Consider the following 21,111-nt stretch of genomic DNA (forward strand, 5'->3'; position numbering starts at 1 on the left):
ATAATTATGCGCCGACCTGGCATCGCGATCAAGCGCAAATTGCACACAAAAGTGAATTAATGAGAACGGTTTGCATTAAGTAACTGAAGCAAAAGAAAAAGGCCGCATGCGCGGCCTTTTCGATTATCAGGTGGAGCTCACATCACTGAGCGATCAGTGGTGCTCTACCGGATGGCTGTGTTCCAGGTCTTCGTTCTTCTTGCTGAAGCGGCGGCGAACCACCACGAAGAACACCGGTACGAAGAAGATCGCCAAGACGGTAGCGGTGATCATCCCGCCCATTACGCCGGTACCAACCGCGTTCTGTGCGCCGGAGCCCGCACCGCTGCTGATAACCAGCGGCAGAACCCCGAGGATGAAGGCCAGGGACGTCATCAGGATTGGACGCAGACGCATACGCACCGCTTCCAATGTCGCTTCGATCAGGCCTTTGCCTTCTTTTTCCATCAGGTCTTTGGCGAATTCCACGATCAGGATGGCGTTCTTCGCCGATAGACCGATGGTGGTCAGCAGCCCCACCTGGAAGTACACGTCGTTGTTCATGCCGCGCATCGTCGCGGCCAACAACGCACCGATAACCCCCAGCGGCAATACCAGCATGACCGAGAACGGCACGGACCAGCTTTCATACAGCGCCGCCAGACACAGGAACACCACCAGAATCGAGATGGCGTACAGCGCCGGCGCCTGGTTGCCCGACAGACGTTCCTGATAGGACATGCCGGTCCAGTCGTAACCGATGCCGCTTGGCAGTTTGGACGCCAGTTGCTCCATCAGGTTCATCGCTTCACCGGTACTCTTGCCCGGTGCGGCCTGGCCCAGAATTTCCATCGACGGCAAGCCGTTATAGCGTTCCAGACGCGGTGAGCCGTATTCCCATTTCGCCGAAGAGAAGGCGGAGAATGGCACCATCTGGCCGCTTGTACCGCGCACGTACCACTTGTTGATGTCTTCCGGCAGCATGCGGAACGGGGCTTCGGCCTGTACGTACACCTTCTTCACACGACCGCGGTCGATGAAGTCGTTGACGTACGAGCCACCCAGCGCGGTGCTTAGCGTGCTGTTAATGGTGGTGATACTGACGCCCAACGCCTTGGCTTTCTCCTGATCGACGATCAGTTTGAACTGCGGCGTATCTTCCAGGCCGTTCGGGCGCACGCCCACCAGCACATCCGGATGCTGAGCAACCATGCCCAACAGCTGGTTACGCGCTTCGGTCAGTTTTTCGTGCCCCAGGCCGCCCTGGTCAATCAGCTCGAAGTCGAAGCCGGTTGCGGTACCGAGTTCGATAATCGCCGGCAGGTTGAACGGGAACACCAGGCCTTCTTTAATCTGCGAGAAGGCGCCCATGGCGCGACCCGCGATCGCTTCGACCTTGTTCCCAGCCCCTGGGCGCTCGCCCCAGTCTTTCAAGCTGACGAATGCCAGGCCGTTGTTCTGGCCGTTACCGTTGAAGCCGAAGCCCGCGACGGTAAACACCGAAACCACGTTGTCCTTTTCCTTGTTCAGGAAGTAGTCGGAGACTTCTTCCAGCACTTTGTTGGTGCGGGACTCGGTGGCACCGGCAGGCAACTGCACCATGGTCAACAGGATGCCCTGATCTTCGTCCGGCAGGAACGAGGAAGGCAGGCGCAGGAACAGCAGGCCCATGCCAACCACGATCAGCAGGTAGATGATCAGATAGCGGCCGGTGCTGCGCAGGATGTTGCCCACGCTGTCGGTGTAGTGATGCGTGCTCTTCTCGAACATGCGGTTAAACCAGCCGAAGAAGCCTGTTTTAACCCCGTGATCGCCTTTCGGGATCGGTTTGAGCATGGTGGCGCACAGCGCCGGCGTCAGGATCAAGGCCACCAGCACCGACAGCGCCATCGCGGACACGATGGTGATCGAGAACTGGCGATAGATGGCGCCGGTTGAGCCGCCAAAGAACGCCATCGGCACGAATACCGCCGACAGCACCATGGCGATGCCCACCAGCGCGCCCTGGATCTGGCCCATCGATTTACGGGTGGCTTCTTTCGGCGGCAGCCCCTCTTCGGACATGACGCGCTCGACGTTTTCTACCACCACGATGGCGTCATCCACCAGCAGGCCGATCGCCAACACCATGCCGAACATCGTCAGGGTGTTTATCGAGAAGCCGAACGCCGCGAGTATCGCAAAGGTCCCCAGCAGTACTACCGGCACCGCGATGGTTGGGATCAGCGTCGCGCGGAAGTTCTGCAGGAACAGATACATCACCAGGAACACCAGGATGATGGCTTCGATCAGCGTTTTCACCACTTCGTTGATGGAGATTTTAACGAACGGGGTGGTGTCGTACGGATAAACCACTTTCATCCCTTGCGGGAAGAATGGCGCCATCTTGGCCAGCTCGTCTTTCACACCTTTGGCGGTGTTCAAGGCGTTGGCGCCGGTTGCCAGTTTGATACCCAGGCCGGCGGCAGGCTTGCCGTTATAACGCGCGGTAACGGCATAGCTTTCCGCGCCGCGCTCGATGTGAGCGACGTCGCGCAGGCGCACCTGGGAACCGTCGGTATTCACCTTCAGCAGGATCTTGCCGAACTCTTCCGGCGAAGTCAGACGGGTCTGCGCGATGATCGAGGCGTTCAACTGCTGCCCCGGCACCGGCGGCAGGCCGCCCAGCTGGCCTGCGGCGATCTGGTTGTTCTGCTCGGTGATGGCGGAGGTCACGTCCGTGGTCGTCAGCTGGTAGTTGTTCAGCTTGTTCGGATCCAGCCAGATACGCATCGCGTACTGGGCACCGAACAGCTGCACCTCGCCCACGCCGGACGAACGGCTGATCGGATCCTTGATGTTGGACGCCACGTAGTCCGCAATATCGTCCTGCGTCATGTTCGGATCGTCGGAAACGAAGCCGGCCACCATCAGGAAGCTGCTGCTGGATTTTTCTACTTTCAGGCCCTGTTGCTGAACTTCTTGCGGCAGCAATGGGGTGGCCAACGACAGTTTGTTCTGAACCTGAACCTGCGCGATGTCAGGATCGGTGCCGGAATCAAACGTCAGGGTAATGGTGACGCTACCAGAGGAATCACTGGTGGAGGACATGTACATCAGGTTATCGATACCGTTCATATTCTGTTCGATAATCTGCGTGACGGTATCCTGCACCGTTTTGGCATCTGCGCCCGGGTAGGTGGCGGAAATACTCACCGCCGGCGGTGCAATAGTGGGATACTGCGCGATCGGCAGTTTCATTATTGCAAGCACCCCCGCCAACATGACGATGATGGCGATTACCCAGGCGAAAATTGGGCGGTCTATAAAGAACTTAGCCATGTATTACAGGCTCCTTTTTATGACTTCTGCGCTTCAGACTGCGGCTGTTTTTGCGCCTGAGTGTCAACTTCCTGCACCTTTACCTGCGCGCCTGGATGCACTTTCATCAGGCCGGAGACGATCACGCGATCGCCGGCTTTCAGGCCATCGGTAACCAGCCATTTGTCGCCAATCGCCTGATCCGCCTTCAGCGTGCGCAGCTCAACTTTATCGTCTGCACCGACCACTAACGCCGTCGCTTCACCACGCGGGTTGCGGGTGACGCCTTGCTGCGGCACCAGCAGCGCATCGCTGCGCACGCCTTCGTCCAGACGGGCGCGCACGAACATGCCAGGCAACAGCGTATCGTTCGGGTTAGGGAACAGGGCGCGAATGGTAATGGAGCCGGTGGTCTCATCGACGGTGACGTCAGAGAATTCCAGCGTGCCTTCCTGCGCATATTCGGTGCCGTTTTCCAGCATCAGTTTCACCTTGGCCTTGCCGTTTTCCTGCTTCAGCGCGCCGCTGGCCAGTTCTTGCTTCAGGCGCAGGAAGTCGGTGCTCGACTGGGTGACGTCGACATACATCGGATCCAACTGCTGCACGGTGGACAGGGCGGTCGCCTGGCCGTTGCTGACCAGCGCGCCTTCGGTCACGGCGGATTTGCCGATGCGGCCGGAGATCGGGGAGGTCACTTTGGTGTACGCCAGATTAATGCGCGCGGTTTCGACGGCGGCTTTGGCGGCCACGACGGCGGCATCCGCTTGCTGCAGCGTGGAGACGGCGTTGTCGTAGTCCTGCTTACTGATATAGCTGGTACCCAGCAATGGCTTGTAGCGGTTTACCGTCACGCGTGCGATGGAAGCGCTGGCCTGTGCTTTGGCCAAATCGCCTTTCGCGCTGTCGTAGCTGGCTTGATAGGTTGCGGGATCGATTTGGTACAGAGACGTCCCGGCCTTGATATCGCTGCCTTCGACGAAGTTGCGCTTCAGGATGATGCCGCTGACCTGAGGGCGAACTTCGGCGATACGATACGCAGCGGTGCGGCCAGGAAGATCGGTAGTGATGTTGAGAGGCTCGGCCTTCAAGGTGACTACGCCCACTTCAGGTGCCTGTTGTTGGGCACCTTGCTGTTGGGTTTCTTTATCGTTACATCCTGTTAGCACTAAGCTGCCTGAAAGCATCAGAACGGCCGCCAGAGGCGTTAACCCTCTGTTTTTGTTCATAGAAAAACCTCAAGTGTCCGATTTCAAAATGATCAATGGATCACAAGCTTTAAAACCCATTGCTGCGTTAATTATATGTGCGTGCTATGGTACATACATTCGCGAATGTATGTAAATCACACTCCCCCTAAATAACAATGCCATGGCACGAAAAACCAAACAGCAGGCGCAAGAAACCCGACAGCAAATCCTCGATGCTGCGGTGAGAGAGTTCTCTGAACGTGGCGTTGCTGCAACGTCACTGACAGATATTGCCACCGCTGCTGGGGTTACGCGTGGAGCCATTTACTGGCACTTCAAGAATAAGGTAGACCTGTTTAATGAAGTTTGGGAATCTACCGAGCCGAAAATTGACCAGCTCGAAACAGAGTATCAGGCAAAGTTTCCCGATAATCCACTGCGGGTTATCCGAGAAATTCTGATTTACATTCTGACGTCTACGGTTGAAGACGGCCGCAGGCGGGCGTTGATGGAAATTATATTCCACAAATGCGAGTTTGTCGGTGAAATGATGCCGCTGCTGGATTCGCGCAAGGTGCTGTACCTCGCCGGTTACGAACGCATCGAGGCGGTGCTGTGCAACTGCATTCACCACGGGCAATTGCCGGCCGATCTGCACACTCGTCGCGCGGCGATCATCCTGCGCGGTTATATCACCGGCCTGCTGGAAAACTGGCTGTTTATGCCGGAAAGTTTCGATTTGCGGGCTGAAGCCGAAGCGCTGGTGGATGCGTTTTTGGAGATGCTGCAGTTTTGCCCCACCTTGCGCCTCAAATCCGATATGCCGACGGCTGCACCGTCCAACGCCGGCTCCCTGCCTTTATAAGGAGAGATTTCATGTCATCAGTCGTTCTCATCGCCAATGGCGCCGCCTATGGCCACGAATCCTTGTTCAATGCGCTGCGGTTGGCCATCGCCATGAAAGAGCAGCAGAGCGATCTCGATCTGCGGCTGTTTCTGATGTCCGATGCGGTGGTGGCCGGGTTGGCCGGGCAGCAGCCGCACGAGGGGTACCACCTGCAGCAGATGCTGGAAATCCTCACCGCGCAGCAGGTGCCGGTCAAGCTGTGCAAGACCTGCGCCGACGCGCGCGGCGTCAGCCGCTTGCCGCTGGCGGACGGCGTGGCGATCGGCACCTTGGTCGAGCTGGCGCAGTGGACGCTGGCGGCGGAGAAAGTGCTGACTTTCTGATTTCGCGACAATGGGACATCACCGGCAACGCTTTTGTTGTTCGTTGCCTGCCGGCGATCGTGATAATCTTCAGGCTTCTTAACCGATCCGAAGCTAAATCATGCATCGCTGGTTGACTCTGCCTTCTCTGGCGCCGCTCATGTTTGTCGGCGCATGCCGGCGGCGCATCGCCGCCGCGACTCTCCTTTTCCTTATTTACGCGTTCAGCTCGCCGGCGCAGGCGGCGCTGAGCGGCGATCTGCCGCAGCGCAGCGAAGTGCAAAGCCAGTTGGAAATGCTGAACAAGCAAAAAGCCCTGACGCCGGTCGAAAAGCTCTCCCAGCAGGATTTGACCCGCACGCTGGAGCTGCTGGATGCCCTCGAGCGCAACCGGCAAGACGCCGCGCAGCTTAAACAGCAGGTGCAGCAGGCGCCGGCGAAACTCAGTCAGGTCACCGCCGAATTGGATGCGCTGAAGCAGCCGGTAGACAATGCGGCGGCGCGCGCTGCGCTGTTGCCGCTGTCGCTGCGTCAGTTGGAAAGCCGGCTGTATCAAACGCTCGACGAGCTGCAAAGCGCGCAGGAGAGCCTCTCCACCTACAACAGCCAACTGGTGTCGCTGCAAACCCAGCCCGAGCGGGTACAAAGCACCATGTACGCCGCCTCGCAGCGCCTGCAGGAGATCCGCAGCCAGCTCAGCGGCCAGACGCCGGGGCAAGATTCGCTGCGCAACAGTCAGCAGGTGATGCTGAGCACCGAGCAGGCGCTGCTCAATGCGCAGCTGGAGCTGCAGCGTAAAAGCCTGGAAGCCAATACCACGCTGCAGGATCTGCTGCAAAAGCAGCGCGATTACACCACCGCGCATATCGATGCGCTCGATCGGTCGGTGCAACTGCTGCAGGAGATCGTCAACAGCAAGCGGTTGACGCTGTCCGAAAAGACCGCCAAAGAGGCGCAGAACCCGGAAGACGCCACCGATATTCAGCACGATCAGCTGGTCAGCAAGCAGCTGGACGTCAACCGCCAACTGAGCCAGCGGCTGATCGCCGCCACCGAAGAGAGCAACACCCTGTTCCAGCAGAACATTCGGGTCAAGAACTGGCTCGACCGCGGGCTGCAGGCGGAGCGTAACCTGAAAGAGCAGATCCAGGTGTTGAAAGGCAGCCTGGTGCTGTCGCGCATTCTGTATCAGCAGCAGCAAAGCCTGCCGCAGGGCACGCTGCTGGCGGATATGGATACGCGCATCGCCGATCTGCGGCTGGAGCAGTTCGATATCAATCAGCAACGCGACGATCTGTTCAAGGGCGAAGATTACATCAACCAGCTGGTGACCGAGAGCAAGGAAAAGGCCGGCCCGGAAGTGATCGACGCGTTGAATGAGATCGTCGACATGCGCCGCGAACTGCTGGATCAGTTGAACAAGCAGCTCAGCAACCAGCTGTCGCTGTCGATCAACCTGCAGATTAACCAACAGCAGCTCACCAGCGTCTACGGCTCGCTGCAGGATACGCTGACCCAGCAGATTTTCTGGGTCAACAGCAACAAGCCGGTCGATCTGGCGTGGCTGAAGGCGATGCCGGAGGCGGTGCGCGATCAGATTGCCGGGCTCGATCTCAAATTCGACGGCGGCAAGCTATTGCAGGGCGGGGTGAATGCGCTGGTGTTCCTGATCCCGCTGCTGTTGGCGATCGGGGTATTGCGTTGGCGCTACCGGCTAATCGACGGCCATTTACAAAAGCTGGCCAACGATGTGGGGCAACTGAAGCGCGACGGCCAACTGCATACGCCGAAGGCCATCGCGCTGACCTTGCTGAAGGTGTTGCCTGGCGCCGCGTTGCTCCTTGGCGTCGGTTTCTGGATGTATCGCGCAGATTTTGGCATCAGCGACTTTATCTGGGCATTGTCGCAGCAGCTGGCGCTGTCATGGCTGGTATTCGCTTTCAGTTACCGCATGCTGAAACCGGGCGGCATCGCCGAGCGGCATTTCAACTTCGGCCCCAACCTGTGCGCGCATTATCGCCGCCAGACGCTGCGGCTGGGGCTGGCGCTGCAGCCGCTGATCTTCTGGTCGGTATTGGGCGAAAAAGCGCCGCTGCGCCTGGTGGAAGACGTCATCGGCCAGATCGTGGTGATGTTGACGCTGGCGCTGCTCACGGTGCTGGTGTTCCCGCTGTGTCGCGACAGCTGGCGTGAAAAGGGCTCGCACGCCGTGCGGCTGGTGATGGTCACTGCGCTGGCCGCCACGCCGCTGATCCTGCTGGGGCTGATGTTCGCCGGCTACTTTTATACCACGCTGCGGCTGGCCAGCCGCTGGATAGACAGCCTGTATCTGTTTTTCCTGTGGAATATTGTGTACCTGACTGCCCTGCGCGGCCTGAGCGTGGCGGCGCGGCGTCTGGCCTACCGGCGCGCGTTGGCGCGGCGGCAAAACGTGGCGAAAGAGGGGGCCGAAGGCGGTGAACCGGTGGTGGAAGAGCCGCCGCTGGCGCTCGATCAGATCAACCAACAGTCGCTGCGCCTGACCACCCTGGTGCTGTTCGCCATCTTCGCCAGCGCCTTTTACGCCATTTGGTCGGATCTGGTGACGGTCATCGCTTACCTGGACAGCATCACGCTGTGGCATTACACCAGCACCGTGGCGGGCAGCAGCGTGGCGCAGGCGGTGACGCTGGGCAACATGATGGTGGCGATCGCCGCGGTGATCGTCGCCTACGTGCTCACCCGCAACATGCCCGGTTTGTTGGAGGTGGTGGTGCTGTCGCGGCTGCAGTTGCGGCAGGGGGCGTCCTATGCCATCACCACCGTGCTCACTTACCTGATTACCGCCGTGGGCGCCGTGGTTGCGCTGGGATCGCTCGGCGTATCCTGGGACAAACTGCAATGGCTGGCCGCCGGTCTGACGGTCGGGTTGGGCTTCGGCCTGCAGGAGATCTTCGCCAATTTCGTCTCCGGTCTGATCATTCTGTTCGAACGCCCGATCCGCATCGGCGATACCATCACCATCGGCACCTTCTCCGGTTCGGTCAGCAAGATCCGCATTCGCGCCACCACCATTACCGACTTCGACCGCAAAGAGGTGATCATTCCGAACAAGGCGTTCGTCACCGAACGGCTGATCAACTGGTCGCTGTCCGACACCATCACCCGCGTGCTGATCAAGGTCGGCGTGGCCTACGGCTCCGATCTCGACAAGGTGAAAAAGGTGCTGCTGCAGGCGGCGCACGACAACCCGCGGGTGATGACCGATCCCGAACCGCAGGTGTTCTTCCTCAACTTCGGCGCCAGCACGCTGGATCACGAACTGCGACTCTATGTGCGGGAACTGCGCGATCGCAGCTACACGGTGGATGAACTGAATCGCTCAATCGACCGCCTGTGCCGGGAAAACGACATCGACATCGCTTTCAACCAGCTGGAGGTGTATCTGCATAACCAGCAGGGCAACGAAGTGCAGGAAGTGAAAAGAACGCTGTCGCCGGACGACGGCGGCCAGACGGCGGCGGATAAGCAATGAGAGGCGAAAGGGACAGCGGCGCTGTCCCCGGTTACTGTCCGGCGGGCAGATAGGGCGAGGTGACGCCGGCGCGCTGCAGCTTTTCCTGATAATCCCGTTTGACGATATCCAGCGCCGCCAGCGCGGTAGCCGGATCGATCTCGTTGCATTCCAGCAGGTAAATCAAGTCTACCGCCAGCTGCAGTTCGGGTGAGGCGTTTTCCAGAGACATAGCACCTGCGCTTATTAATTAATGGGATGAAAAACTCGTGTCTCGGCAGAGTATAGTGAACCCGGCGCGCAACCGGGAATAATCATTAAAATATTGTGATAAATCTTCAAAAACCGTTTTCTTTGCGCTCGATATTGCGCTCGATGCGCGCCAGCGCCTGACGGCAGCGCATCAGTCTCCCCTCCAGCGCCGCCAGCTCGTGCTGCAGCTTTTGCTGCGCCGCCAGCGTGGTCTGGCGCCCCAGCAGGCTTTCCCGATCCTGAATCATGGCGATCAGCCGGCGTTCGTAGTCCTGATGTTCGGCCAGCTTGTGGTACAGATCGGCCTCGGGGGCTTCTTTCGGCTGGTTCTTGCGCCGCAGCGCCTGGGTTGCCAGCTCGCGCTGCAGGGCAGAGATTTGAGCCACCAGTTTTTCGGCCAGAAAGGCCACCTGGCTGGTGCGGTTGTCGTTGGCGGCGCTTTGCAATTGGGCGAAATTTTTCTCCACTTCGGCCAGGTAGTCGCGCAGCCGCGTGCCGCGATTGGCGAACAGGGCGGCGTCGAAGCGCGCCTGCGGGATCGGAACGTCGCCGCGCGGGGTCACTTCGGCCGCCAGCGCCGCGATCTGCTGCGCCAACACCTGTAATAGACGCTGAGTGCTCACATAAGCTCCCTCTTGATTTCAACAGGCGTAAGCTTGCCCGCGATCCTGCCGTGAAACAAGCGCCGTACGCATATTCCGCCGGCGCGGCGCCGATGCTACAGTAGGCGGCAACCGATTGAGGAGCGAAGAGCCGCATGACGCGTGGGTTATTGATCATTTTGGGCTGGCTGGCGGTGGTGCTGGCGACGTTGGGCGTGGTGCTGCCATTGCTGCCGACCACGCCGTTCCTGCTGTTGGCCGCCTGGTGCTTCGCCCGCTCTTCGCCGCGCTTTCATCACTGGCTGCTGCACCGCTCCTGGTTCGGCCCTTATCTGCGCCACTGGCAGCAGCATCGCGCGCTGCCGCCGGGGGCGAAGTGGAAGGCGGTGCTAGTGATCGTGCTGACCTTCGCCTGTTCGCTGTGGCTGGTGAAAATCTGGTGGGTGCGCGGGCTGTTGCTGCTGATGCTGGCTATTTTGCTGACCTTTATGCTGCGCCTGCCGGTTATTGACCTGTCGCAACAAAAACAGCGCTGATTGTGCGCCGCTGGTTGCATTTGTCCGCCAGTTTGCATAGATTTGGGCGTTTTCGTGCGCGGATCGCCTGCCATTTCTTCTCCGGTGTGTTTCACCCGGGGGCGGCGGGTGAGCGGCGCGCCGGTTTTCAGGCAGTTTTATCAGGCAACAATTATGACCGCTACTGCGCAGCAGCTTCAGTTTATTAAAGACAGTATCAAAACCATCCCGGATTATCCGAAGCCGGGCATCCTGTTCCGCGACGTGACCAGCCTGCTGGAAAACCCGTTGGCCTACGCCGCCAGCATCGAGCTGCTGGTTGAGCGCTATCGCGAAGCGGGCGTGACCAAGGTGGTGGGTACCGAAGCGCGCGGTTTCCTGTTCGGCGCGCCCGTCGCGCTGGCGCTGGGCGTCGGTTTCGTGCCGGTGCGCAAACCGGGCAAACTGCCGCGCGCCACGCTCAGCGAAAGCTATGAGCTGGAGTACGGCACCGACAAGCTGGAGATCCACACCGACGCCATCACTGCGGGTGACAAAGTGCTGGTGGTGGACGATCTGCTGGCGACCGGCGGCACCATCGAAGCGACCACCAAACTGATCCGCCGTCTGGGCGGTGAAGTGAACGACGCCGCGTTCATCATCAACCTGCCGGATCTGGGCGGGGAAGCGCGTCTGAACAAGCTGGGCATCGATTGCTACTGCCTGGTGGACTTCGCCGGCCATTGATGCGGCATTGCCCCTTGGGCACAACGGCCTCGCGGATCGCCGCGGGGCTGTGTTAGCATGACCCTCCAGATTCCTCGACTTCTCCGGTATTAATGAGCTATCAGGTTCTCGCCCGTAAGTGGCGCCCTCAAACGTTCGCAGACGTGGTCGGCCAGGAACATGTCCTGACCGCGCTGGCCAACGGCCTCTCACTGGGGCGGATCCATCACGCCTATCTGTTCTCGGGCACGCGCGGCGTGGGGAAAACCACCATCGCCCGCTTGCTGGCCAAAGGCCTGAACTGTGAAACCGGCATCACCGCCACGCCGTGCGGCCAATGCGACAACTGCCGCGAGATCGAGCAGGGGCGCTTCGTCGATCTGATCGAGATCGACGCCGCTTCCCGAACCAAGGTGGAGGATACCCGCGATCTGCTGGACAACGTCCAGTACGCGCCGGCGCGCGGCCGCTTCAAGGTCTACCTGATCGACGAAGTGCACATGCTCTCGCGCCACAGCTTCAACGCGTTGCTGAAGACGTTGGAAGAGCCGCCGCCGCACGTCAAATTCTTGTTGGCCACCACCGATCCGCAAAAGCTGCCGGTGACCATTCTCTCGCGCTGTCTGCAGTTCCACCTCAAAGCGCTGGACGTCGATCAGATCCGTCAGCAGCTGGAAACGGTGCTGACGGCGGAGCAGATCACCAGCGACGCGCGTGCGCTGCAGCTTCTGGCGCGCGCCGCCGACGGCAGCATGCGCGACGCGCTGAGCCTGACCGATCAGGCGATCGCCATGGGGCAGGGGCAGGTGACCGCCGCCACCGTCAGCCAGATGCTCGGCACGCTCGATGACGAGCAACCGCTGGCGATCCTCGAAGCGCTGGTCAGCGCCGACGGCGAAAAGGTGATGGCGCAGGTCGCGCAGGCCGCTTCGCGCGGCGTGGACTGGGAAAATCTGCTGGTGGAGACGTTGGCGCTGCTGCATCGCATTGCGATGGTGCAGCTGTTGCCTTCGATGCTCGACAACCAGTACGCCGCCGTGGAGCAACGGCTGCGCGAGCTGGCGCGAACCCTGCCGCCGGCCGATGTGCAACTTTACTACCAGACGCTGTTGGTGGGCCGCAAAGAGCTGGCCTATGCGCCGGATCGCCGCATGGGGGTTGAGATGACCCTGCTGCGCGCGCTGGCGTTTCACCCGAAAGCGGTGATCCCGGAGCCGGTGGCGTTGGTGCAGACCGCGCCGGCGCCGATGGCGCAGCCGCAGGCCGCCGCTTCACAACAGCCGCCGCAGTTTCAGGACGCGCCGCCGCCGCTAGGGCAGCCGGCCGCGCCACAGCGACAATCATCGGCCCCTTTACCGGATGCCACCGCCCAGCTGTTGAAAGCGCGGTCCCAGCTGCAACGGCAGCAGGGAGCATCCACACCAAAAAAGAATGAGCCGGCGGCGCCAGGAATAGCGCGGCCGGCAAACTCGGCGCTGGGGCGTTTGGCTTCCGTGACCGAGCGCAGCCAGCAGCGCCTGGCGGAGAAGAAGGTGCCGGAAAAACCGGCGAAACCGGAAGCCTATCGCTGGCGCGCGCAGACCGAGCCGGAAGCGGCGCCGGAACCGCTGGCGACGCCGAAAGCGCTGCGCACGGCGTTGGAGCACGAGAAAACGCCGGAGCTGGCCGCCAAGCTGGTGGTGGAGTCGCTGGAGCGCGACGCCTGGGCGGCGGAAATCGATAAGCTGAAGATCCCGAAATTGGTGCAGCAGCTGGCGTTGAACGCCTTCAAGCAGCAGCCGGAGCCGGGCAAAATTAACCTCCATCTGCGGTCTTCGCAGCGCCATCTGAATTCACCTTCGGCGCAGAAGACGCTGGCCGACGCGCTCGGTGAGCTGTACGGCGGCCCGATTGAGCTGACCGTGGTGGAGGACGATAATCCGGCGGGGCGGACCCCGCTGGAATGGCGACAAGCCATCTATGAAGAAAAGCTGGCGCAGGCGCGCCAGTCCATCGAAGCGGATACCAACATTCAGACGCTGCGCCGATTCTTCGACGCGGATCTGGATGAAGAGAGTATTCGCCCCCTTTAAACGCCGCGCGAGGTGCGCGGCCCTAGCGACGAGAGACGACTATGTTTGGTAAAGGCGGTCTGGGCAACCTGATGAAGCAAGCCCAGCAAATGCAAGAAAAAATGCAGCAGATGCAGGAAGAAGTCGCCAAATTGGAAGTGACCGGCGAATCCGGCGCGGGCCTGGTGAAAGTCACCATCAACGGTGCGCACAACTGCCGCCGCGTGGAGATCGATCCTAGCCTGATGGAAGACGACAAAGAGATGCTGGAAGATCTGATCGCCGCTGCGTTTAACGACGCCGCGCGCCGCATCGAAGAGACTCAGAAAGAGAAAATGGCTTCCGTCTCCAGCGGCATGCAGTTGCCGCCTGGCTTCAAGATGCCGTTCTGATGCAAACCAGCCCGCTCCTTGAATCCCTGATGGAGGCGCTGCGCTGTCTGCCGGGCGTCGGCCCGAAATCGGCGCAGCGCATGGCGTTTCAACTGCTGCAGCGCGATCGCAGCGGCGGGATGCGCCTGGCGCAGGCGTTGACGCGCGCGATGTCGGAGATCGGCCACTGCGCCGACTGCCGCACCTTCACCGAACAGGACGTCTGCACTATTTGCGCCAATCCGCGCCGTCAGCAAAACGGCCAGATTTGCGTGGTGGAAAGCCCGGCGGATATCCACGCCATCGAGCAGACCGGCCAGTTCGCCGGGCGCTACTTTGTGCTGATGGGGCATCTGTCGCCGCTGGACGGCATCGGGCCGGGCGATATCGGTCTGGATCGCCTGGAGCAACGGCTGGAAAAGGAAAGCATCACCGAAGTGATCCTCGCCACCAACCCGACGGTGGAAGGGGAAGCGACCGCCAACTACATTGCCGAGATGTGCGGCCAGTATGGCGTGCTCGCCAGCCGCATTGCCCACGGCGTGCCGGTGGGCGGCGAGCTGGAGATGGTCGACGGCACCACGTTGTCGCATTCGCTGGCCGGGCGCCACGCTATCAAGTTCTGATGTTTTCCCGGATGGGGCCGCCCGGCCCCACCGTTTTTTGCCAAAAAATTCCCGCTGTCCGCTTGAAAAACAACACCCTGACCCTCATCTGATCCTCATTGTTCGATTTTGGTAGCCATTGTCTTTTGAGGTAATCAATGAGTATGAAAGGTCAAGAAACCCGCGGGTTCCAGTCTGAAGTAAAACAGCTGCTTCATTTGATGATCCATTCGCTGTACTCCAACAAAGAAATTTTCCTGCGCGAGCTGATTTCCAACGCCTCTGACGCCGCCGACAAGCTGCGCTTCCGCGCCCTGTCCGCGCCAGAGCTGTACGCCGGCGACGGCGAACTGCGCGTACGTTTGTCCTTCGATAAAGAGCAGCGCACCCTGACCATCGCCGACAACGGCATCGGCATGCGCCGCGAAGAAGTGATTGAAAACCTCGGCACCATCGCCAAGTCAGGCACCAAAGCGTTCCTGGAGTCCATCGGTTCCGATCAGGCGAAAGACAGCCAACTGATCGGCCAGTTCGGCGTCGGTTTCTATTCGGCGTTCATCGTGGCGGACAAAGTGACCGTGCGCACCCGCGCCGCCGGCGCCGCCGATGACGAAGGCGTGTTCTGGGAGTCCGCCGGCGAAGGCGACTACACCATCGCCGATATCACCAAAGAGACCCGCGGCACCGAAATCACCCTGCATCTGCGCGAAGGCGAAGATGAGTACCTCGACGCCTGGCGCCTGCGTTCGGTGATCGGCAAATATTCCGATCACATCGCCTTGCCGGTGGAGATCGAAAGCAAAAACGAAGAAGACGACACCGTCACCTGGGAGAAGATCAACAAGGCGCAGGCCCTGTGGACCCGCAGCAAGGCTGACGTGACCGACGAAGAGTACAAAGAGTTCTACAAACACATCGCCCACGACTTCACCGATCCGCTGAGCTGGAGCCACAACCGGGTGGAGGGCAAGCAGGAATACACCAGCCTGCTGTACATCCCGGCGCAGGCGCCGTGGGACATGTGGAACCGCGATCACAAGCACGGCCTGAAGCTGTATGTGCAGCGCGTGTTCATCATGGACGACGCCGAGCAGTTCATGCCGAACTACCTGCGCTTCGTGCGCGGCCTGATCGACTCCAACGATCTGCCGCTGAACGTATCGCGCGAGATCCTGCAAGACAGCCGTGTGACGCAAAACCTGCGCGGCGCGCTGACCAAGCGTGTGCTGCAGATGCTGGACAAGCTGGCCAAAGACGACGCCGAAGGCTACCAGAAATTCTGGCAGCAGTTCGGTCTGGTGCTGAAAGAGGGCCCGGCGGAAGACAACGGCAACCAGGAAGCGATCGCCAAATTGCTGCGCTTCGCGACCACCCACGGCGACAGCTCGGCGCAGACCGTATCGCTGGAAGAGTACGTCGGCCGGATGGCGGAAGGCCAGGAGAAGATTTACTACATCACCGCCGACAGCTACGCCGCGGCCAAGAGCAGCCCGCACCTGGAGCTGTTCCGCAAGAAAGGCATCGAAGTGCTGCTGCTGTCCGATCGCATCGACGAGTGGATGATGAGCTACCTGACCGAGTTCGACGGCAAGCCGTTCCAGTCGGTCAGCAAGGCGGATGAAGCGCTGGATAAACTGGCGGATGAAACCGAAGAGCAGAAGGCCGCCGAGAAGCAGCTGGAACCATTCATCGAACGCGTGAAAACCCTGCTGGGCGATCGCGTGAAGGATGTGCGCCTGACGCACCGCCTGACCGATACGCCGGCGATCGTCGTGACCGACGCCGACGAAATGAGCACCCAGATGGCCAAGCTGTTCGCCGCCGCCGGCCAGCAGGCGCCGGAAGTGAAGTACATTTTCGAGCTTAATCCGGAACATGCTCTGGTCAAACGCGCATCCGACGTGGGCGATAACGAACATTTTGCCGAATGGATCGACCTGTTATTGGATCAGGCGCTGTTGGCTGAACGCGGCACGTTGGAGGATCCGAACCTGTTCATCCGCCGCATGAATAAGTTGCTGTCCGCCTAAAGTTGAAGATATGCGCCCTTAACGGCACCGTTAGGGGCGCATTTTCGGTTTTTCCCCACCTTTTCTCGCCTTTTGTTCGTCGGTTTTTTTGCACATTCCGCAATCGATTTCCTTCGCGCGCCTTGAGCCTGCCCCCCCTGAAATGGTATCGTTGAGCGTTTTCGCAATTTTATAAAAACTACATAGCAAGGGGATTTACGCAATGCGTATCATTCTGCTGGGCGCTCCGGGCGCTGGTAAAGGTACTCAGGCTCAATTCATCATGGAGAAATACGGCATTCCGCAAATCTCCACCGGTGATATGTTGCGCGCAGCCGTGAAGGCCGGCAGTGAACTGGGCAAGCAGGCGAAAGAGATCATGGACGCCGGCAAGCTGGTGACCGATGAGCTGGTGATCGCGCTGGTCAAAGAGCGCATCGCTCAGGAAGATTGCCGCAAGGGCTTCCTGCTGGACGGTTTCCCACGCACCATTCCGCAGGCTGACGCGATGAAAGAAGCCGGCATCAACGTGGACTTCGTGCTGGAGTTCGACGTGCCGGACGAGCTGATCGTTGACCGCATCGTTGGCCGCCGCGTGCACGCGCCGTCCGGCCGCGTCTACCACGTGAAGTTCAATCCGCCGCAGGTGGAAGGCAAAGACGACGTGACCGGCGAAGAGCTGACCACGCGCAAGGACGATCAGGAAGAGACCGTGCGCAAGCGTCTGGTGGAATACCATCAGATGACCGCGCCGCTGATCTCTTACTACAGCAAAGAAGCGGCAGCGGGCAACACCCAATACCGCAAAATCGACGGCACCCGCAAGGTGGCCGAAGTGAGCGCAGAGCTGGCGACCATCCTCGGTTGATCGCAAGCACATTGTGCATGACGCCGGGCCAGTGGCCCGGCGTTTTTTTTTGCCGTTTTGCCGCCAAATTGTGATCGCGGCGGCTTGTTGCAACCGTGCCCGTTAATCGCCCACGCCAAATGGCGTATAACAAGCCTGCGTTTTCACCCTCAGCAGGGAGCCGGGCATGCTCAGACAAACCAATCTTCTGGCGGAAGCCACCGCGCGCCAGATCGTCCAGCGGGCGATGGGCATCATCAGCCATTCCGTCAACGTGATGGACAGCAACGGCGTGATCATCGCCTCCGGCAACCCGCAGCGCCTGTTCCAGCGCCATGAAGGCGCGGTGCTGGCGCTGGCGGAGAATCGGGTGGTGGAAATCGACCGCGCCACCGCCGAGCACCTGAAGGGCGTGCGGCCCGGCATCAACCTGCCGTTCAGCTTTCGTAACCAGCGGGTGGGGGTGATTGGCATTTCCGGCGAACCGGCCGAGGTGCGCGCCTACGCCGAGTTGGTCAAGATGGCGGCGGAGATGATGGTAGAGCAGGCGGCGCTGCTGGATCAGCACCAGTGGGAAAAGCGCTACCGGGAAGAGCTGGCGAACCAGCTGCTGCAGCCGCAGCCGAACACGGCGTCGCTGGAAGCGATGGCGGCGTATCTGGGATTGGATCTGCGCCAGACGCGCATCGTGTGGATCGTCGAACTGCAAGAGGCGCAGCCGCACCTGTTGCGCGAGCTGTTGGCGGAGCTGGAGGCCACCCAGCGCGACGCGTTGATCGCCATTACCGGCTTCAATGAAATGACCCTGTTGCGCCCGGCCTGCATGGCTCAGGGCGAATGGAGTTTGAAGCTGGAGCGCCAGCAGGCGCAGCGTTTGCAAAATCAGCTCAAACACCGCTTTCGGGTGCGGCTGATCGTCGGCGGTTTTTATGACGATCCGCAAAGCGCCTACCGTTCCAGCCTGACGGCGCGCGCCACCCAGGCAATGGCGCAGCGCCTGAAACTGCGTCACGCCACGCTGTTCTACCACGACTATCCGTTGCCGTCGCTGCTGTGCGATCTGGGAGAGGACTGGCGCGCGCAAGAGCTGGGGCGCCCCTGGCGGACGCTGGGCGAACAGGATGAAAAAGGCGTGCTGCGCAGTACGCTGCGCCACTATTTTTCGCAGAATTGTGATCAGACGCAGACCGCCGCGCAGCTGCATATTCACGTCAATACCCTGCGTTATCGCCTGCAGCGCATTGAAGCGATAACCGGCATGAAAATCAATCAATTAACTGACTCTCTGCGGTTGTTTATCGGCATGCTGATGCACGACTGAGTTGTGCCAACCCACAAATTCCGCGCCGTTCCCCCGGCGCTTTTTTGTTGTTTCCCCTCAGGTCAACGCCGGACGCGCGCGATATGTTGGCCTGCACATCAACCACGGAGAAAACAACAATGACAACCGTATCCACTCTGGGGGCGCTGGTGGCGTTAGCCGTCGCCATCGTCCTGATTCTACGCAAGGTGCCGCCGGCTTACGGCATGATCGCCGGCGCGCTGGCGGGCGGGCTGTGCGGCGGCGCCGACCTGGTGCAGACCGTGACGCTGATGATCGGCGGGGCGCAGGGCATCACCAACGCCGTGATGCGCATTTTGGCGGCGGGGGTATTGGCCGGGGTGCTGATCGAATCCGGCGCGGCGCACACCATCGCCGAAACCATCGTGCGCAAGGTGGGCGAAACCCGCGCGTTGCTGGCGCTGGCGGTGGCTACACTTATCCTGACGGCGGTGGGGGTGTTTATCGATGTGGCGGTGATCACCGTCGCGCCGATCGCGCTGTCGATCGCCCAGAAGGCCGGCATTTCACGCGCGGCGATCCTGCTGGCGATGATCGGCGGCGGCAAGGCCGGCAACGTGATGTCGCCTAACCCGAACACCATTGCGGCGGCGGACAACTTCCATGTGCCGCTCACTTCGGTGATGATGGCCGGCATCGTGCCGGGGCTGTGCGGCCTGGTGGTGGCCTATCTGCTGGCGCGTCGCCTGAGCGATAAAGGCAGCAGGGTGATGGCCGAAGAGCTGACTCAGCATGCCGAAGGAGCGCGGCCGGGTTTTGCTGCGGCGATCAGCGCGCCGCTGGTGGCGATCCTGCTGTTGTCGCTGCGGCCGATCGCCGGGATCGCCGTCGATCCGCTGATCGCGCTGCCGGTCGGCGGGTTGGCGGGTGCGCTGCTGATGGGGCGTATTCGTCAGTGCAATCAGTTTATGGTTTCCGGCCTGTCGCGCATGGCGCCGGTGGCGATCATGCTGCTCGGCACCGGCACATTGGCGGGCATCATCGCCAATTCGGCGCTGAAGGATGTCTTGATTAACGGCTTAACGCACACCGGGCTGCCGGCCTGGCTGCTGGCGCCGCTGTCCGGCGCGCTGATGTCGATGGCGACCGCCTCGACCACCGCCGGCACCGCCGTCGCCTCCGGGGTGTTCAGCTCCACGCTGCTGGAACTGGGGGTGAGCGGGTTGGCCGGCGCGGCGATGATCCACGCGGGCGCCACGGTGCTGGATCACCTGCCGCATGGCAGTTTCTTCCACGCCACCGGCGGCAGCGTCAATATGGCGGTGCACGAGCGGCTCAAGCTGCTGCCGTATGAAACGTTGGTGGGGTTCACCATCGCGGCAATCTCGGCGCTGATGTTTGGCGTATTTAACCTGGCGGGATAAGGAACAGTGATGAAAGCGCTGAAAAAAGTGGTTATTGCTCCGGATTCTTTCAAAGAGAGTCTGAGCGCGCTCGGCGTCGCCGACGCCATCGAACGGGGATTCCGTCAGATTTATCCGCAGGCGCACTACGTGAAGCTGCCGATGGCGGACGGCGGCGAAGGCACGGTGGAGTCGATGGTGGCGGCCACCGGCGGCGAGATCGTCCAGGTAACGGTCACCGGGCCGCTGGGGGAGCCGGTACAGGGATTCTATGGTCTGCTGGGCGACGGCGAAACCGCGGTGATTGAAATGGCCGCCGCCTCCGGGCTGCATTTGGCGCCGCCCAACCGGCGCGATCCGCGCATCACCACCAGTTACGGCACCGGCGAACTGATGCTGGCGGCGCTGGAACGCGGCGTGAAGGCGATCATTCTCGGCATCGGCGGCAGCGCCACCAACGACGGCGGCGCCGGGATGATGCAGGCGCTGGGCGTTAAATTGCTGGATAAGGATGGTCGCCCGCTGCCGGTGGGCGGCGCGGCGCTGGCGCACCTGGCGCACCTCGATCTCGCCGGGCTGGATGCGCGTTGGCAACGGGTGAGCGTGACCGCCGCCTGCGACGTCGATAACCCGCTGTGCGGCGAAAAGGGCGCGTCGGCGGTATTCGGGCCGCAGAAGGGGGCGACGCCGGAGATGGTGGCGCAGCTCGATGCGGCGCTGCATCACTACGGCGAGTTGCTGGAGCGGGAAACCGGTCGCGCCGTGCTGGCCCAGCCAGGGGCGGGCGCGGCGGGCGGCATGGGGGCGGCGCTGCTCGGCATGCTCGACGCGCGCTTGCGGCCGGGCATCGAGATCGTCACTGAAACCCTGCGCCTGGATGAGGCGGTGCGCGATGCCGATCTGGTGATCACCGGTGAAGGGCGGTTGGACAGCCAGTCGATTCACGGCAAAACGCCGATCGGCGTGGCGCGGGTGGCCCAGCGTTACGGCGTGCCGGTGATCGCCATCGCCGGCAGCCTGACGCCGGATTATTCGGTGGTGCATCAACACGGCATCGATGCGGCGTTTTCGGTGCTCGATCGTATTGTGACGCTGGAAGAAGCGCTGGTGGACGCCGATCGCAATCTGCAGGTGACGGCGCGCAACGTGGCGGCGGTATGGCAGCTGGCGCAAGGAAGAAGCCCACAGGCATAGCCTGTTGCTGTTATCGGTTTCGATGCAGGACTTTTCCGTTACAATAGCCGGCATTAATGGCTGCTGACATCCCGACCCAGAACGGAATGCCGGCCGGAAAGGAAATG

Annotated in this window: 17 protein-coding genes and 1 other annotated feature; of the genes, 13 read left to right on the forward strand and 4 right to left on the reverse strand. The window is 61.0% G+C overall.

Annotated features, from left to right (window positions below; genetic code table 11):
• Positions 1-153: 153 nt before the first annotated feature.
• Positions 154-3,300 carry a multidrug efflux RND transporter permease subunit SdeY gene (gene sdeY / locus ACP39K_RS07490; protein WP_016928842.1) on the reverse strand — a complete coding sequence of 1,049 codons (3,147 nt, stop codon included), beginning with the start codon at positions 3,298-3,300 and terminating at the stop codon, positions 154-156.
• 17 nt (positions 3,301-3,317) lie between these two features.
• Positions 3,318-4,505, reverse strand: a complete 1,188-nt coding sequence (gene sdeX / locus ACP39K_RS07495) for a multidrug efflux RND transporter periplasmic adaptor subunit SdeX (protein WP_004940290.1) — start codon at positions 4,503-4,505, stop codon at positions 3,318-3,320.
• Positions 4,506-4,647: 142 nt separating this feature from the next.
• Between sdeX and acrR the strand changes: the two genes are divergently transcribed.
• The 3 genes from acrR to mscK all read left to right on the forward strand — a co-directional run bounded on the left by acrR (position 4,648) and on the right by mscK (position 9,189).
• Entirely contained in the window at positions 4,648-5,331 is a 684-nt protein-coding gene (gene acrR, locus ACP39K_RS07500) for a multidrug efflux transporter transcriptional repressor AcrR (protein ID WP_042705619.1), read from the forward strand.
• A gap of 11 nt (positions 5,332-5,342) precedes the next feature.
• Positions 5,343-5,696: a DsrE/DsrF/TusD sulfur relay family protein gene (locus tag ACP39K_RS07505; protein ID WP_016928839.1), complete on the forward strand. Its 354-nt coding sequence runs from the start codon at positions 5,343-5,345 to the stop codon at positions 5,694-5,696.
• A 100-nt stretch (positions 5,697-5,796) separates the two neighbouring features.
• Complete coding sequence (gene mscK, locus ACP39K_RS07510; protein ID WP_497008403.1) at positions 5,797-9,189, forward strand: mechanosensitive channel MscK; 3,393 nt, start codon at positions 5,797-5,799, stop codon at positions 9,187-9,189.
• Positions 9,190-9,220: 31 nt separating this feature from the next.
• Here the strand turns inward: mscK and rsmS are convergent, their stop codons facing one another.
• On the reverse strand, positions 9,221-9,400 hold the full coding sequence (gene rsmS, locus ACP39K_RS07515) for a pleiotropic regulatory protein RsmS (RefSeq protein ID WP_016928837.1): 180 nt from the start codon (positions 9,398-9,400) through the stop codon (positions 9,221-9,223).
• Between the two features lie 106 nt (positions 9,401-9,506).
• Positions 9,507-10,043 (reverse strand): primosomal replication protein PriC, encoded by a 537-nt coding sequence (priC, locus tag ACP39K_RS07520; RefSeq protein WP_033641136.1) that lies wholly within the window; start codon positions 10,041-10,043, stop codon positions 9,507-9,509.
• A gap of 134 nt (positions 10,044-10,177) precedes the next feature.
• On the opposite strand from priC, the gene ACP39K_RS07525 reads away from it, so the two are divergent.
• The 10 genes from ACP39K_RS07525 (at position 10,178) to ACP39K_RS07570 (ending at position 21,004) form a co-directional block, all read left to right on the forward strand.
• Positions 10,178-10,558, forward strand: a complete 381-nt coding sequence (locus ACP39K_RS07525; protein WP_019454167.1) for a DUF454 family protein — start codon at positions 10,178-10,180, stop codon at positions 10,556-10,558.
• A gap of 153 nt (positions 10,559-10,711) precedes the next feature.
• Positions 10,712-11,263, forward strand: coding sequence for an adenine phosphoribosyltransferase (gene apt, locus ACP39K_RS07530; protein WP_015376864.1), 552 nt, complete (start codon positions 10,712-10,714; stop codon positions 11,261-11,263).
• 92 nt (positions 11,264-11,355) lie between these two features.
• On the forward strand, positions 11,356-13,314 hold the full coding sequence (gene dnaX, locus ACP39K_RS07535; RefSeq protein WP_016928834.1) for a DNA polymerase III subunit gamma/tau: 1,959 nt from the start codon (positions 11,356-11,358) through the stop codon (positions 13,312-13,314).
• Positions 12,647-12,711 (forward strand) — a sequence feature (DnaX frameshifting element). It overlaps the preceding gene by 65 nt.
• A gap of 41 nt (positions 13,315-13,355) precedes the next feature.
• The gene (locus ACP39K_RS07540) at positions 13,356-13,685 is read left to right on the forward strand and encodes a YbaB/EbfC family nucleoid-associated protein (RefSeq protein ID WP_004940264.1); all 330 of its coding nucleotides are present in this window, start codon (positions 13,356-13,358) and stop codon (positions 13,683-13,685) included.
• Positions 13,685-14,290: a recombination mediator RecR gene (gene recR, locus ACP39K_RS07545; RefSeq protein ID WP_004940263.1), complete on the forward strand. Its 606-nt coding sequence runs from the start codon at positions 13,685-13,687 to the stop codon at positions 14,288-14,290. The genes ACP39K_RS07540 and recR overlap by 1 nt, the downstream gene beginning before the upstream one ends.
• Positions 14,291-14,433: 143 nt before the next feature.
• Positions 14,434-16,299: a molecular chaperone HtpG gene (gene htpG, locus ACP39K_RS07550; protein WP_016928833.1), complete on the forward strand. Its 1,866-nt coding sequence runs from the start codon at positions 14,434-14,436 to the stop codon at positions 16,297-16,299.
• A gap of 202 nt (positions 16,300-16,501) precedes the next feature.
• Positions 16,502-17,146: an adenylate kinase gene (gene adk, locus ACP39K_RS07555; protein ID WP_004940261.1), complete on the forward strand. Its 645-nt coding sequence runs from the start codon at positions 16,502-16,504 to the stop codon at positions 17,144-17,146.
• 166 nt (positions 17,147-17,312) lie between these two features.
• Entirely contained in the window at positions 17,313-18,446 is a 1,134-nt protein-coding gene (locus tag ACP39K_RS07560; RefSeq protein ID WP_016928832.1) for a sugar diacid recognition domain-containing protein, read from the forward strand.
• 119 nt (positions 18,447-18,565) lie between these two features.
• Positions 18,566-19,831: a GntP family permease gene (locus ACP39K_RS07565; protein WP_033641131.1), complete on the forward strand. Its 1,266-nt coding sequence runs from the start codon at positions 18,566-18,568 to the stop codon at positions 19,829-19,831.
• A 9-nt stretch (positions 19,832-19,840) separates the two neighbouring features.
• Complete coding sequence (locus ACP39K_RS07570) at positions 19,841-21,004, forward strand: glycerate kinase (protein ID WP_244757984.1); 1,164 nt, start codon at positions 19,841-19,843, stop codon at positions 21,002-21,004.
• The last annotated feature ends 107 nt before the right edge of the window (positions 21,005-21,111 follow it).

The organism is Serratia sp. EC4 (assembly GCF_059652115.1).